At 58.6% G+C, this 14,884-nt stretch carries 13 protein-coding genes; 7 read left to right on the top strand and 6 right to left on the bottom strand.

What is annotated here, in order from left to right; translation table 11 throughout:
* Positions 1–506 precede the first annotated feature (506 nt).
* A complete protein-coding gene (locus tag J7399_RS13565) occupies positions 507–1,148 on the bottom strand; it encodes a hypothetical protein (RefSeq protein ID WP_209086894.1) in 642 nt (213 codons plus the stop codon).
* Positions 1,149–1,489: 341 nt separating this feature from the next.
* On the opposite strand from J7399_RS13565, the gene J7399_RS13560 reads away from it, so the two are divergent.
* A complete protein-coding gene (locus J7399_RS13560) occupies positions 1,490–2,152 on the top strand; it encodes a DNA-3-methyladenine glycosylase I (protein ID WP_209086892.1) in 663 nt (220 codons plus the stop codon).
* A 59-nt stretch (positions 2,153–2,211) separates the two neighbouring features.
* On the opposite strand, the gene J7399_RS21100 is transcribed toward J7399_RS13560, so the two are convergent.
* From J7399_RS21100 to proS, 4 genes are all read right to left on the bottom strand, one after another.
* Complete coding sequence (locus J7399_RS21100) at positions 2,212–2,334, bottom strand: hypothetical protein (RefSeq protein WP_280637799.1); 123 nt, start codon at positions 2,332–2,334, stop codon at positions 2,212–2,214.
* A gap of 153 nt (positions 2,335–2,487) precedes the next feature.
* Positions 2,488–3,171: an ABC transporter ATP-binding protein gene (locus J7399_RS13555; RefSeq protein WP_209086891.1), complete on the bottom strand. Its 684-nt coding sequence runs from the start codon at positions 3,169–3,171 to the stop codon at positions 2,488–2,490.
* Positions 3,164–4,450 carry a lipoprotein-releasing ABC transporter permease subunit gene (locus tag J7399_RS13550; protein ID WP_247742899.1) on the bottom strand — a complete coding sequence of 429 codons (1,287 nt, stop codon included), beginning with the start codon at positions 4,448–4,450 and terminating at the stop codon, positions 3,164–3,166. The genes J7399_RS13555 and J7399_RS13550 overlap by 8 nt, the downstream gene beginning before the upstream one ends.
* 208 nt (positions 4,451–4,658) lie before the next feature.
* On the bottom strand, positions 4,659–6,011 hold the full coding sequence (proS, locus tag J7399_RS13545) for a proline--tRNA ligase (RefSeq protein ID WP_209086890.1): 1,353 nt from the start codon (positions 6,009–6,011) through the stop codon (positions 4,659–4,661).
* A 461-nt stretch (positions 6,012–6,472) separates the two neighbouring features.
* On the opposite strand from proS, the gene J7399_RS13540 reads away from it, so the two are divergent.
* The 3 genes from J7399_RS13540 to J7399_RS13530 all read left to right on the top strand — a co-directional run bounded on the left by J7399_RS13540 (position 6,473) and on the right by J7399_RS13530 (position 10,032).
* Positions 6,473–8,158: an ATP-binding protein gene (locus J7399_RS13540; RefSeq protein WP_209086889.1), complete on the top strand. Its 1,686-nt coding sequence runs from the start codon at positions 6,473–6,475 to the stop codon at positions 8,156–8,158.
* Positions 8,159–8,271: 113 nt separating this feature from the next.
* A complete protein-coding gene (locus tag J7399_RS13535; RefSeq protein ID WP_209086888.1) occupies positions 8,272–9,357 on the top strand; it encodes an AI-2E family transporter in 1,086 nt (361 codons plus the stop codon).
* Between the two features lie 6 nt (positions 9,358–9,363).
* Complete coding sequence (locus J7399_RS13530) at positions 9,364–10,032, top strand: DnaA/Hda family protein (RefSeq protein ID WP_209086887.1); 669 nt, start codon at positions 9,364–9,366, stop codon at positions 10,030–10,032.
* Between the two features lie 56 nt (positions 10,033–10,088).
* Here the strand turns inward: J7399_RS13530 and J7399_RS13525 are convergent, their stop codons facing one another.
* Positions 10,089–10,853: a nuclear transport factor 2 family protein gene (locus J7399_RS13525; protein ID WP_209086886.1), complete on the bottom strand. Its 765-nt coding sequence runs from the start codon at positions 10,851–10,853 to the stop codon at positions 10,089–10,091.
* A 190-nt stretch (positions 10,854–11,043) separates the two neighbouring features.
* On the opposite strand from J7399_RS13525, the gene J7399_RS13520 reads away from it, so the two are divergent.
* The 3 genes from J7399_RS13520 (at position 11,044) to J7399_RS13510 (ending at position 14,863) form a co-directional block, all read left to right on the top strand.
* Complete coding sequence (locus J7399_RS13520; protein WP_209086885.1) at positions 11,044–11,421, top strand: helix-turn-helix domain-containing protein; 378 nt, start codon at positions 11,044–11,046, stop codon at positions 11,419–11,421.
* A gap of 163 nt (positions 11,422–11,584) precedes the next feature.
* Positions 11,585–12,526: a sterol desaturase family protein gene (locus J7399_RS13515; RefSeq protein WP_209086884.1), complete on the top strand. Its 942-nt coding sequence runs from the start codon at positions 11,585–11,587 to the stop codon at positions 12,524–12,526.
* Between the two features lie 162 nt (positions 12,527–12,688).
* Complete coding sequence (locus J7399_RS13510; RefSeq protein WP_209086882.1) at positions 12,689–14,863, top strand: RNA degradosome polyphosphate kinase; 2,175 nt, start codon at positions 12,689–12,691, stop codon at positions 14,861–14,863.
* Positions 14,864–14,884 lie beyond the last annotated feature (21 nt).

Raw genomic sequence — 14,884 nt, 5'->3', positions numbered from 1 at the left:
ATACTGTTTTTGGATCACAACTTGGCCAGACAACTTGGCGACAAAAGTATTCTAGCAGAACATAAGCGACGCAACTCACTCGCCTACAGAATAGACCAGTTTTGCTTGAAACTTACGGATGTGTCGACACTGACAGAGAAGGAAAAACTCGCGCGCTCCCTCTGGCTGCAGCCCGTTGTAATTGGTGCCCCATTGACCACAATAAGCCTATCCATTTTTTTCTTAGCTGGGTAGGAAGCCCCCCCAAAAAAATGCCAAAGCTCCGCTTTGGCAGCGCCCGAACCGCCCCCACGGGGCGGGCGCTTCGCTCCCACCCCTCGGTTCGTGCGCGAAAGTTGCGAGGCCGCGCCAACCACCACTTATCTCGTTCAGCAAAACTAGCTCAGAAAGACATCAACACAATCTCGCGAAAGTACACCTGTCTGGCGATAAGAAACCGCAAAGTCGCGATGCAACTCAGACAAGCCACTCGTCACAACAGAAGTCAGATGTGATCCAATAAAATTCTACTGACCAACTGCAAATTGACGTTTGTCGCAAACCCCAAGGATGATCTCTAAGCCAGTCTGGCTACGCAGCGACGTTGAAGGAACTACCGCATCAGCAGTTTTTGTAAGCAATTTGATAAACGGCGCGCGATCGTCATGAACTCGCATATCAGGAGTAAGCGCGATATCGGACAATTGCCGATCCACTCCCTTAAGAGCCCCAAGAGCCAAGTCAAACAGCTCCTCCGTGTCGAATTCCTGCCCGAACCAATCGCTTTCCAAAAAAGCCTCCAGAAATTTGAGATGACTCTGAGCAACCAAATCGTCGTTATAGTGCAGGTAGATAGCTTCTAAGAGACTGACACCGTTTGTGTTCCTTTGCCTCAGTATCGCTGGCTCTGCCTCAACGATCTCCAACAGTCGCGCGGTGTCTCTCGCCTCGTTTGCGGAGAAAGCGATGTCCAACACCGATTGAGACGGCTGGCTTTCGGCAATAGCCGCTGCGCAGAACATCGTCTTCATAGCAACAGCAACAAGCAGTGTTCGCCCAAAAGCAAAGTTCAAGTCAGCCGCCTTCCGATACGTTGCGCTATCTTTATGTGAACCCAGCCCGTCAGGGATCGCTTGCAAGGACAACGTTTCGCCGAGTGAGAAACTCATCCATAGGCGGCATTGCCCCCCTTCACCAAAATCTTCGCCCCCCATCCCCGTCGCAAAGCCTCTCCTATGCCAAATCCAAGATTTGGCAGCGCCCCGCCGACCGGCAGGGGCTTGCGCAGTAAGCTCCCGAGAGGTGAACCGTCCCCGTCAAACCGGAGGTTTGCCTCCAACAAAACGCGGGCGCTTCGCTTCCACTCCTCGGCTTGCGCGCGGCGGCTCAGCAATAAACCTTGTGCAATTCTGATCAAGCCACTTGAGAAACTGCGCAGACAAACCTCTGGCACTCACCCAAGAAATCGCAACAATGTTCTGAAGATCAACGCCACCCAAAGGACCACCCCATGCGCCCCTTCGACGAGATCTTCGCCATCGCCGCCGACCGCAAAGGCGGCCCTGCCGCGCTTGAAGCCCAACTGAGCAAACCCAAAACCGCCGAAGGGCTCACCCAAATCCCAGAGGACCGCTGGCTTGCCCAATTCACCAAAGGCGTCTTTCAGGCGGGCTTCAACTGGCAGGTCATCGAGAACAAATGGGAGGGCTTTGAAGCCGCTTTCCACGGTTTTGATGTGGACCGCTGCGCCTTTCTGCATGACGAGGATATGGACCGCCTGATGTCCAACTCAGACATCGTACGCAACGGCCCCAAAATCCGCACCGTGATCGAGAACGCCCACTTCCTGCAATCCCTGCGCGCAGAGGGCGGCGCGGGCGTGGTGCTCGGCGGCTGGCCCGCGACCGACTATATCGGCCTGCTCGACTTCATGAAAAAGGGCGGCTCCCGCATCGGTGGAAACACCGGTCAATATGCGCTGCGCTTCTTGGGCAAAGACAGCTTCATCCTGTCCCGCGATGTGGTCGCCCGCCTGATCGCCGAAGGCGTGGTGGACAAACAGCCCACTTCCAAAGGCGCGATGAAAAAGGTGCAGGAGGCCTTCAACATCTGGATGGAGCAATCCGGCCGTAGCCTCACCGAAATCAGCCGTGTGCTGGCGATGAGCGTGTAGGCGCGCGCCTGTCAAAAGCCCGACCGGGGGTGGACGCACCCAGCTGGCAACCTGCCCGTTTATGCCAACCAAACACATCCGGTTTCATCAAGCTGCCGCCGCCCGTCGCCAAAGCGCCCGCCCTGCGGACGGTCGGGCGCTGCCCCAGCGCCTTCGGCTTGTTCTGGGGCCAAGGCCCGCATGCGACGCAACGCCCCTAGCGTTCATAAACGCCCCTGCCCCAAGATATTGAACCGCCGCAATACAGCCGCGTTACCGACGCGATACCGACGTTGAAAACAGGGCAAATCTGTCCCATTAACCTCTTACGCAACACCCGCGCTCAGCCGAGAAATTTAGCCGTCCACCAGCAGCCCGTTTTCCAGCCGCACCACCCGGTCCATCCGCGCCGCCAGCTCCATATTATGCGTCGCCACCAATGCCGCCAGCCCGGTCTCCCGCACGAGCGTCATCAGCGCGTCAAACACCTGATCGCTGGTCGTTGGGTCAAGGTTCCCTGTCGGCTCATCTGCCAACAAAATCCGTGGCTTATTGGCCAGTGCCCTGCAAAAGGCCACCCGCTGCTGCTCCCCGCCAGACAGCTCCGCAGGCCGATGATCCGCCCGATGCGCTACGCCCACGGTTTCCAACAGCGCCCGCCCCCGCTCTGAGGCAGGCCCTTTGGCCACCCCATTGGCCATCTGCGGCAAAGCGATATTCTCTAAGGCGCTGAATTCTGGCAACAAATGGTGAAACTGATAGACAAAGCCAATGTCCTGCCGCCGCGCCTTGGTGCGCTGCCGGTCAGACTTTCCAGAGAGCCTTTGCCCGCCGATTTCCACCGTCCCCGCGTCCGGCGTATCGAGCAATCCCGCCATATGCAGAAGCGTGGATTTCCCCGCCCCTGAGGGCGCCACAAGCGCCACCATCTCGCCCGCCTTCAGGCGCAGCTCCGCCCCGCGCAAGACATGGATCTCACCCGCTAAGCCTTTGTTATAGCGCTTTTCTACGCCCTCAAGTTTCAGCACAACATCACTCATAGCGCAGCGCCTCCACCGGGTTCATCCGCGCCGCTCGCCGCGCCGGAAAGATCGTCACAATGAAGGACAGCCCCAGCGACAGGCTCACCGCGCTGATCACATCCTCCATCTGCAGCCGCGCTGGCAGGTGATAGATATTGCGGATCGACGGATCCCAAGCCTCACCGCCCAACAGTACGTTTACAAAGGAAAAAATCGGATCAATGTAGATCGCAAACAGGCAGCCCAGCAGCACGCCCATCACAGTGCCAATCACCCCGGTGAAGGCCCCGCAGATGAAAAACACCCTCAAAACAGAGCCTTCGGTCAGCCCCATGGTGCGCAGAATACCAATGTCGCGCCCCTTGTTTTTCACCAGCATCACAAGGCCTGAAACGATGTTCATGGTCGCAATGAGCACCAGCACCGACAGGATCACAAACATCACATTGTCCTCAACCTCCAGTGCATTCAGAAAGCCCCCCGACGCCTGCTGCCAGGTCCAGACCAGCGCCCTATCTCCGCCCGCCTGCAACAGCGGAACAGCCATCTCGCCCACGTTTTCCGGATCAGCCACCATAACCTCGATCTCATCAGCCACACCATCACGATCAAAGAAGGTCTGCGCCGCCTCAAACGGCAGATAAACCCGTGTGCGATCAATGTCATAGCGTCCAGCGGAGAAGATATAGACCACCTCATAGCTACTCACCCGCGGCGAGGTGCCAAAGGCGGTTTTCACCCCGTTGGGCGAAATGATCTTGATCCGGTCGCCCACCAGCGCCCCCAGCTCGCGCGCCACGCCAGAGCCAATGGCAATGCCCTCGCCAAAGCGGGCCAGATCCCCATCGCTGGTCTCCGGATCGGCAATCCGCGGCAGCTCCGCCAGATCCTCAGCCCGCATGCCAAAGACCTCCACGCCCGCATTGCGGCTGCGCATATTCGCCATCACCTGCCCTTTGACCAGTGGCGCGGCACGTGTCACCCCGGGCACCGCCCGCAAGCGCGCCGCCATCTCGTCAAAGTCGTGAATGGTGCGATCAATCTGTCCGGTGTCAGAAATTTCCCCGCGTTGATAGATGGTTGCATGGGCATTCGCGCCCAAAATCGTGTCAACAAACTCTGCCCGAAAGCCTGCGCGCACCGACAAAGTCGCAATCAGCGCAAAGACCGCCAGCGTGATGCCAATCAGGCTGATCCAGGTCATCACACTCACGCCGCCTTCCGCACGCCGCGCGCGCAGATAACGCCAAGCGATCATCCACTCAAATCGGGAAAAAGGGGCGGTTCTGCCTGCCATGTCTGCTCCGGTTCTTGGTTGAGCGCGACCCTATGAGGCCCCTTTCACAGGGTCAACCCGGCAGCGCGCGCCCGTCGGCAACACTGAGCGCAAACGCAGCCTTTCCTCTTGCGCCAAATATCCCCGCCGGAGGCAACAAAAAAACCCCCGCAGACTTGCGGGGGTTTTCAAAATCAAGCGCGCCGCAAGGCGCACATTTGAACTGTGTTTACAGCCCAACCACACGGTGATCGGCGTAGATCTCGATCAGCTTGGCCACTGCCGCTTCTGGGGACAGCTCTTCGCTCTCCCCGCTGCGGCGGCTGGTCAGCTCGACCACACCATTCTTCAGACCACGTGGGCCAACGGTGATGCGCCATGGCAGACCAATCAGATCCATGGTGGCAAACTTGCCGCCCGCGCGCTCTTTGCGGTCATCATAAAGCGGCTCAAGACCCGCTGCGATCAGCGCTTTTTCAAGCGCTTCACAGGCCGCATCCGCTTCTGCGTCACCCTGCTTGAGGTTCACGATGCCCGCATGGAACGGAGTCACGCCCTCAGGCCAGATGATGCCCTTGTCGTCATGGCTCGCCTCAATGATGGCGCCCAGCAGGCGGCTCACGCCGATGCCGTGGCTGCCCATATGCACAGAGACTTTCTCACCTTCAGCAGTCTGCACCTGCGCGTTCAGCGCGTCAGAGTATTTGGTGCCGAAGTAGAAAATCTGTCCCACCTCGATGCCACGCGCCACACGGCGGCGCTCTTCCGGGATCTCATTGAACAGCGCCTCATCATGAGTCTCATCGGTGCGCGCGTATTTGGAGGTGAACTCCTCCAGCACGCCCTGACACTGCGCTACGCTGTCATAGTCGATCTCGCGATCACCAAAGGTCAGATCGGTCACCGCGCTGTCATAGAACACCTCAGACTCACCGGTTTCCGCCAGCACGAGGAATTCGTGGGTGTAGTCGCCGCCAATCGGGCCACCATCTGCCCGCATCGGGATCGCCTGAAGCCCCATCCGCTCATAGGTGCGCAGATAGCTCACCAGATGGCGGTTATAGGCGTGCAGCGCATCCTCTTTGGTGAGGTCAAAGTTGTAGCCGTCTTTCATGTAGAATTCGCGGCCCCGCATCACGCCGAAACGCGGGCGGATCTCATCGCGGAACTTCCATTGGATCTGATACATGGTCAGCGGCAGATCTTTGTAAGAGCTCACATTGGAACGGAAGATATCGGTGATCAGCTCTTCTGCGGTTGGCGTATAAAGAATGTCGCGGTCATGGCGGTCTTTGATGCGCAGCATCTCTTCGCCATAAGCGTCATAACGGCCGCTCTCTTTCCAGAGGTCCGCCGACTGCAGTGTTGGCATCTGCATTGGAATGTGGCCCGCGCGCACCTGCTCTTCATGCACGATGTTCTCGATCTTGCGCAGCACTTTGAAGCCCAGCGGCAGCCAGGAGTAAATCCCGGCGCTGGATTGCTTGATCATACCAGCGCGCAACATCAGGCGGTGGCTCACAATCTGCGCTTCAGCAGGCGTTTCTTTCAACACAGGCAGGAAATAGCGGGACAGGCGCATCTGCGGTTTTCTCTCCAATGGGGCGGCCCACTCATAGCTCTGGGCGCGCGTATGTCAGCGTTCGCCATGGGCTAGCCCAAAGCTTGCCGCGAGGCAAGCCAAGCCCGCATATCGCCAGAGATATCCCACCGGACGTTCCCCCTGTTCGCAACCAACCAAGTGGGAGGAGACCAAGCCCGCTCACGAAAAAATAACTTGGCGCGCGCGTCGAGAGCGCAAGTTCGCCGATCGACCTCAGGCGCGGGCGAACAACCGCTCAATAGGTAAAGTTTGTATTAAATAAGGGGAGTTACGTATGAAATTTCACCTTGGATTAACGCTAAACGCACTAGATATATGCGTAGACCGCAGTCTTCACTGAGATTACGAAGTCGGGTCTTTGCACAACTGGCTGCGCCCTTAGGTTTTTTGGGCGCATCGGGCAACTGCCCAGTCTAAACCGCGAACGCATGAGCTAGAAGATGAACATTCCTGTGAAACCGGCATCCAATATGTCGCCGGCTGACGACCGCACCCTACAGGCGCTTGAGCTTGTAGACGCGGTAGAAGAACAGGCCTTCGACAACCTGAGCTCCTTGGCGAGCCGCGTGCTCGGTGCGCCCGTTGCTCTGGTTTCTATCGTGCAGCCCAGCGAAGACCGGCAATATTTCAAAAGCCACGTCGGCTTACCTCCGGCCTATGCCGAGGCGCGCCAGACACCACTCAGCCATTCTTTCTGTCAGCACGTGCGCGCCAGCAATGCGCCGCTGGTTGTCTCTGACGCCCGCGAACACCCTGTGCTCAAATTCAACGGTGCTATCAAAGACCTCAATGTGATCGGCTATCTTGGGATGCCCATCCATCTGCCTGATGGCACACCGATTGGTGCGCTCTGCGCAGCCACGCCCGAGCCGCGGGATTGGAGCGCGGAAGATCAGCGCACGCTGCAACAGATCGCGCGCTGCGTGAACGAGCAGATCGCCCTCAAAGCCGCGCTGGTCGAAGCCAAGGAAGCCGAAGCGCTCGCGCAACGGGCCGCAGAGGCACGCGAGACATTTCTGGCCCATATGGCCCATGAAATCCGCACGCCGCTCAATGGCATCATTGGCTCGGTGGACATGCTGCATGAATATGCCAGCGACAAACCCAAAAACAGCGAATGTGTGGAGCTGCTCAGCTCTATTGAGACCTCGTCCATGGGTCTGCTGCGCATCCTCAATGACTCGCTGGACCTCAGCAAAATTGATGCGGGCGAACTCACGCTGGAGGAGCTCCCCTTCTCCGCCTCAGAGACCACACATGCGGTGATGGCGCTTTATCGGGGCAGCTCTGAGGCCAAAGCGCTGGCTCTGACCTATGAGGAGCAAGGCGCCTGCACCGATCTGTTGCGCTTGGGGGATGAATTCCGCCTGCGTCAAATTCTGGGCAACCTCATCAGCAACGCCATCAAATTCACCGACAGTGGCGCTGTGGGCATCACCTTGCACACGCTGCCAACTGGCCTGCGTTTCAGTATATCAGACACCGGCAGCGGCATGGATGAGAAACAGCTGAGCCGCCTGTTCCAACCCTACACACAGGCCACCGCCTCTGTGGCGCGCCGCAAGGGCGGCACCGGTCTTGGCCTGTCCATCGTCAAAAAACTGGTCGACCTCATGGGTGGCGAGATCGAGGTAGAGAGCAAACTGGGCGAAGGCACGACCTTCCATGTGACCCTGCCCATGCCGATCACCAAAGCGCAGGACGAACAGAAGATCTCGCCGGAAATCCTGCACAATGCCTATGCCGGCAAAGAGGCACTGGTCGCGGACGACAGCTCGGTCAACCGCCTGGTGCTGTCAAAGATGCTGGAGAGCATGGGCGCATCGGTAAAAACCGCCACCAACGGCGCCACCGCGCTGCAGCAGGCGCGCGATACGCGCTTTGACTTCCTGTTTGTCGACATTCAGATGCCCGATTTCAGCGGCGATCAGATCGCTCAGGCCCTGCGCACAGATCCTGCCTCCGGGGTCTCCGCCGGGTGCACCAAACTGGTGGCAGTTACAGCAAATGCCTTCCCCGAACAGGTGCAAAGCTATCTTGACGCAGGCTTTGACGATTGTCTGGCCAAGCCTCTGAAAAGAATTGATTTGCTGTCGGTGCTTGAGCCGTTCCGCCTCCACGCATAAGCCACCACCTGCCCCGCCGTTTTGGCAAGGGCAGGAAAACCACTTATGCTTGCAACCTAGGGCCGCTTCGGCGATGACTGTGCCCAGTTAAGTCAACTTGGAGCATCGGTTACATGGCCCTTCCCGCCAAAAAGCAATTTCAGTTCTGGGGTATTTTTGTTCTGGTATCTGCCCTGTTGCTTTGGGCGCTCGGGCATGTGTTGCTGCCCTTCGTGCTGGGCGGCGCGATTGCCTATTTCCTGGATCCGGTTGCCGACCGCCTTGAAAACAGTGGCCTTTCTCGGGCTGCCGCCACCGCGCTGATTACGCTGGTGGGGCTTCTGGTCTTTGCGGTTTTGGTGCTCGCTGTGGTGCCAACCCTGATCCAGCAGTTCATCGCGCTTGTGGAGACCCTGCCCGAAGTGGTGCAACAGGTGCGCGCCTTTGTAGCCGCCAAATTCCCCAGCATGCAGCAACCGGACTCGGTCATGCACCAGACCCTGCAGCAGCTTGGAGCCGTTCTCAAAGAACGCGGCGGCGCGTTTTTGCAGACCGCGCTCAGCTCCGCCATGTCTGTGCTCAATGTGGTCACGCTTCTGGTGATCGCACCGGTGGTGGCCTTTTATCTTCTGCTCGATTGGGACCGGATGGTGGCCGAGGTCGACGGGCTGCTGCCCCGTGATCACGCGCCGATCATTCGCCGCCTCGCCAGCGACATCGACAAGACACTGGCTTCATTTGTGCGCGGCATGGGCACGGTCTGTCTGATCCTTGGCACCTATTACGCCGTCGCCCTGATGGTGGTGGGGCTGCAATTTGGCCTGGTGGTTGGCTCCATTGCGGGCCTTGTGACCTTCATTCCTTACCTTGGCGCTCTGATCGGGGGCGCGCTCGCCATCGGTTTGGCGCTCTTTCAATTCTGGGGGGACTGGCTACAGGTTGGTCTGGTTGGCATCATCTTTGCCATCGGGCAGGTGGTGGAAGGTAACATCCTGACCCCCAAGCTTGTTGGCAAATCGGTGGGCCTGCACCCGGTCTGGCTGCTTCTGGCACTGTCCGTCTTCGGCGCGCTCTTCGGATTTGTCGGCATGCTGGTCGCCGTTCCGGTCGCCGCCGCCATCGGTGTGCTTGCACGTTTCGCCACAGGCCAATACATGTCCTCAAAACTCTACTACGGGCACAGCGCTTCGCAGAGCGAAAGCGCGCAGGACGCTGAATAAACGACAATGGCTGAACAGCTAAATTTTGATCTGCCCGTCCGGGCAGCGCTTGGGCGTGATGATTTCTTTGTCAGCCCCGCCAACGCCATGGCTCTGGGGCTTGTCGACCTCTGGCCCAATTGGGCGGGCGGCAAACTTGTGCTGTCAGGGCCTTTGGGCTCGGGCAAGACCCATCTGACCCATGTGTGGGCCGCCCTGGCCGAAGCGCAGATCGTCAGCGCGACGAGCCTTCACAAAGACGACGTGCCCGCACTCGCTAAAACACCCGTGGCCGTGGAAGATGTGCATTTGATTGCAGACAATTCAGAGGCCCAGACCGCGCTGTTTCACCTGCACAACCTGACCCTGGCAGAGGGCAACACGCTCCTGCTCACGGGGCTTGGCACCCCATTGCAATGGGGCCTCACCCTGCCCGACCTCCTGAGCCGCATGCAGGGCACAACGGTGGCCACCCTGGATCAGCCCGATGACATGCTGCTGATGGCGGTGATGGCCAAACAGTTCGGCGACCGCCAGCTGATGCCAACCCCCGATGTGCTGAGCTACATCGCCAAACATATGGACCGCTCCTTTGCAGGTGTGGCCCGCGTGGTCGAAGCCGTGGATCAGCTCTCTCTAAGCGAAAAGCGCCCGATTACCAAAGTGCTGGCGAAACGGGTGCTGGAGCAGGACTGAAACGCCTGCCCCAAAGGCGCGCCAATACACATCGGCGCGCCAGTGACTGCCTGTCCTTAGAATTTGCCGTTGTCATGCACCATCTGCGCGGGCGTTGGAGACACCACATCCCAGTGCTCAACAATCTTGCCATCCTCAACCCGCCACAAATCAAAGAAAGCCCACGGCTGATCGCTGACAGTGGCATCCGAGGCCACAAAGACAAAGTTGCCTTCCGCCACCACAATCTGCGGTTCAAACTTGGTGATCACAAAGCCCTGCTCGGCCCAGGCTTTGGTGCCTGCAATCAACCCGTCAATCCCATCCGCCAGCTGCGGATTGTGCTGCATGTAGACCTCTGAGTACATCGGCGCTTTTTCTGGCGCCGCACCGCCCAGAACGTCCCGTACAAAGCCAAGCACCAACGCCTTGTTTTCCTCGGTGCGGTCCAGATCAGCCACCTCGGTCGGGCCATCGGTCATGCCCCGACCTGACGCGGTGATTTCCGGAATGGGCTGGAGGTTGTCCCAATGCTCGGCAACCTTGCCATCCTCCACCCGAAACACATCAAACGCCGCCAGACTTGGCGCGCCAAAGGCATCGGCATTGTCAAAGGTGCTGTGCAACACAACCAGATCCCCTTCCGAGATGACCCGGTGCGTTGTGACGGTCATGCCCGACTGCTCCACAAGCGGCACCAGCCCCATCAGCCCTTCAGCACCGGTCGGCACCTGCGGATTGTGTTGAATGTAATCTGCGGTGACCAGCGCACGGGCGGCCTCAGGGTCGTGATCTGTAAATGCAGCAGTGAAAAGCGCGAGAACAAGTTCTTTCGGTGACATGATTTGATCCTCTGATTCGTGTCTGTTTCGTCTCTGTACAAACTTGGTATCAAATCCCTACCACATAGCAATTACGTACCTTAAACTGACCTAGTATGGTCAAACATACCAACACAACAAAGGGAATTTGCATTCTATCCCACGCTGCGCTACTGTTCAGGTTAGTTTTGAAACGATACCAGAGCCTCACATGCTACCAATCGGCGTTGCCAACAAAGCAGAAGCTTCAAACTGCTCCATTCGCTCGATCCTCTCCAACGTGACCGGCAAATGGCGCATGATCATCATCATGGCGCTGGAGGATGAACCCAAGCGGTTCGGCAGCCTCAAACGCTGTATTGGTGACGTCACCCAAAGCGTGCTGACCGAAAACCTGCGCGGCTTGCAGCGTGACGGCTATATCACCCGCTCCGTCGACCCCGGCCCGCCCGTTGCCGTGTCTTATGAGCTCACCCCACTGGGCCGCACCCTGCTGGAGCTTCTGAAGCCGCTGGTGTTCTGGTCGCACGAGCAAATGTCCGAGGTCCGCCAACACCGCATGGAATACGACCGCGATCAGGCGGGCTGACGCGCACCGTCCAAACGCCAAACCTGTTTCAGAAAGCGGCATTGCCCCGTTGGGGCCCAGCCAAAACAACACGCGCCACCCAAAAACACGATGACAGCCATAATGCAGACACTTTTAGGCATCATCCGTTCTAACTGAACAATTTGCATACGCGGGGGCGCGAATGGATATCACCGAACTGGCCCAACTGGCCTTGTCAAAAATCACGGGAATAACCCACAACGCAAATCTGCGGCATTTCTGGGTCTATGTCCTCTGCGGCATGGCCATCGCCGTATGCGCCCATCGCGTGGGCGGCGATGACCGCAAATTCCATTCGGTGTTCTTTAGAAAAGAGGTCTGGGGCTCGCGTTCCGCCTTCATCGACTACATCATTCTGATCGCAAACCCAATCATCATGGTTCTGGCCTTTGACTGGCTCCTCAAAAAGCTTTGGAGCCTGAGCGCCATCGTCGCCAGCGGCGTGAAATCCTTTGGCGCAGATCTCCAATCCGAAAGCGGCTCAATCTGGGTCGCCGTGGCACTAACCGTCTCGCTTTATGTGGTGAATGACTTCATGCGCTGGTGGCTGCACTATCTGCAGCACAAAATCCCGGTGCTCTGGGAATTTCACAAGATCCACCACTCCGCCGAACATCTGAACTTCGCCACAGCCGAGCGCCATCACCCGCTGGACGCCGTGTTCTTCCTAACCGGCACGATCAGCGCCGCTGCGCTGGTGAACGGGGTATTCGTGGGCCTCTTCGGGGATCAGCTCACCGTCTATCAGCTTGGCGGCGCAAATGTGATCTTCTTCGGCTCAAACCTCATCGGCGGTGTCCTTCGCCACAGCCCCGCCTGGGTCAGCTACGGCCCGCGCATTGAAAAATGGCTGATTTCACCCGCCATGCATCAGATCCACCACTCCAGCGACCCCAAGCATTGGGACAAAAACATGGGGGGCGGCCTAGCGATCTGGGATCGTATGGGCGGCACGCTCTATGTCCCCAAAGGGCGCGAAGAGCTGGACTTCGGCATTGGCGAAGAAACACAGGACTACCGCACCGTTTATGGCATCTACATTGAGCCACTGATCAAAGCCAAACGGATCTTCCAGCGCGGCTGATGGTGACAAATTGGGCCAGTTGAGTGTCAGCGCAGCTTCAAAGAGCGGCTGACACGTAAACGTCACCCGCTTTCCCAGCCATCTGCCGCCCCAGCGCTGGACCCCCCTCAAAATCCGCCCTAAAGTCATCTTCTCGTTACCTGCCAATGGCATGAGAGCCGCATGACCCAAGCTGACTTTCTGAAATCCGACTTCCCCGCCGCCACCGCGATGCCTGATCTGGACATCTCCGGGCCGGACCGTTTCTACAATCGCGAGCTGAGCTGGCTCGGCTTTAACTGGCGTGTGCTGGAAGAAAGCGAAAACCCGCGTGTGCCGCTCTTGGAGCGCCTGCGCTTTCTGTCGATTTCCGCCACCAACCTCGATGAATTTTACACCGTGCGCGTGGCCGGTCTGCGCGAGCTTGTACGCGAAGGGCACACCAGCCCCGCTCAGGATGGCCACTCCCCGGCGGAACAGCTTGTTCTGATCAACGAAGACGCCCGCAACCTGCTGCAGGAACAGCAGCGCATGTTCAACGAGTTGCGCGAGGCGCTCGAAGACAAAGACATCCATATTCTGGACCGCGAGGCCCTCTCAGAAGACGACCAGACCTTCCTCGCCAATGTCTTCATGAACCGCGTGTTCCCGGTTCTCTCGCCTCTGGCCATCGACCCGGCGCACCCGTTCCCCTTCATCCCCAACACCGGCTTTTCGCTGGCGTTGCAGCTTGAGCGTAAGAAAAACAAACGTCCCCTTCAGGCGCTGCTGCCGATCCCGCATCAGATCGACCGCTTTGTCTTCCTGCCCTCTGAGGGCAACACCGTCCGCGCCCTGCCGCTCGAAGAGCTGCTGATCCTGCATCTGGACAGCGTGTTCCCCGGCTACAAAGTCAAAGGCCACTGCGCCTTCCGCGTATTGCGCGACAGCGATCTTGAGGTCGAAGACGAGGCCGAAGACCTCGTGCGCGAATTTGAGGTGGCCCTGAAACGCCGCCGCCGCGGCGAAGTGGTCCGTCTCAAGATCACCGCAGACGCCCCCGCCTCGCTCAAAAAACTCATCATGGATGAGCTCGAAGTGCGCGGCGATGAGGTTGTGGATATCGCAGGCATGATTGGCCTTGCCGACCTCAAGGAACTGGTGGTGGACGAGCGCCCGGATCTGCTCTGGCCCTCGTTCACCCCGCGTGTGCCGGAGCGTGTGCAGGATTTTGACGGCGATATGTTTGCCGCGATCCGCCAGAAAGACATGCTGCTGCATCACCCCTATGAAACCTTCGACATGGTGGTGCGTTTCCTGCAGCAGGCCGCCCATGATCCCAATGTGGTGGCGATCAAACAGACCCTCTACCGGACGTCCAAAAACTCCCCTATCGTGAGCGCCCTCTGTGAGGCCGCCGAGGACGGCAAATCCGTCACCGCACTGGTGGAGCTGAAGGCGCGCTTTGACGAAGCCGCCAACATCCGCCAATCCCGCCGGCTGGAGCGCGCAGGCGCCCATGTGGTCTATGGCTTCTTGGATCTCAAAACCCACGCCAAGATCTCCACCGTGGTGCGGCGCGAGGGTGACAGGCTCGTCACCTACACCCACTATGGCACCGGCAACTACCACCCGATCACCGCCAAAATTTACACAGATGTGAGCCTTTTCACCTGCGACGCTGATCTGGGACGCGACGCCAACAAGGTGTTCAACTTCCTGTCCGGCTATGTGGAACCGGAAAAGCTCGACAATCTGGCGATCTCCCCGATCACGCTGAAGCCCCGTCTTCTGGAAATGATCGGCGCAGAGGCGGAAAATGCCCGCGCAGGCAAGCCTGCCGCGATCTGGGCCAAGATGAATTCGCTGGTGGATGCGGAGGTGATCGACGCGCTCTATGCGGCCTCTCAGGCCGGTGTGAAGATCTCACTCGTGGTGCGCGGCATCTGCTGTCTGCGTCCCGGCATCGAAGGGCTCTCTGACAACATCCGCGTCAAATCCGTCGTCGGCCGCTTTCTGGAGCACTCCCGCGTGATGTGTTTTGCCAATGGTCAGGAGCTTCCGAACAAGAAGGCCCGCGTCTTTATGTCCTCGGCCGACTGGATGGGCCGCAACCTCAAACGCCGTGTGGAAACGCTGGTCGAGGTCAAAAACGCCACGGTGAAAGCGCAAATCATGAGTCAGGTTCTGGCTGCCAACCTTGCGGATGTGGCGCAAAGCTGGGTGATGAAACCCGACGGTAGCTTTGCACGTCTGCCGGTACCTGAGGGCGCATTTGCCTTCAACTGCCACCGTTTCTTCATGGAAAACCCCTCCCTTTCAGGCCGCGGATCGGCTGGCGCATCAGATGTGCCCAAACTGACCCATACGGATGATTGACCTCATCGTCTGATTGACCGA

The sequence above is a fragment of the Shimia sp. R9_1 genome (assembly GCF_017743775.1).
Lineage (GTDB): Bacteria > Pseudomonadota > Alphaproteobacteria > Rhodobacterales > Rhodobacteraceae > Shimia.
The sequence above is the reverse complement of the archived record's forward strand: the minus strand, read 5'-3'. Positions and strand labels throughout refer to the sequence as shown.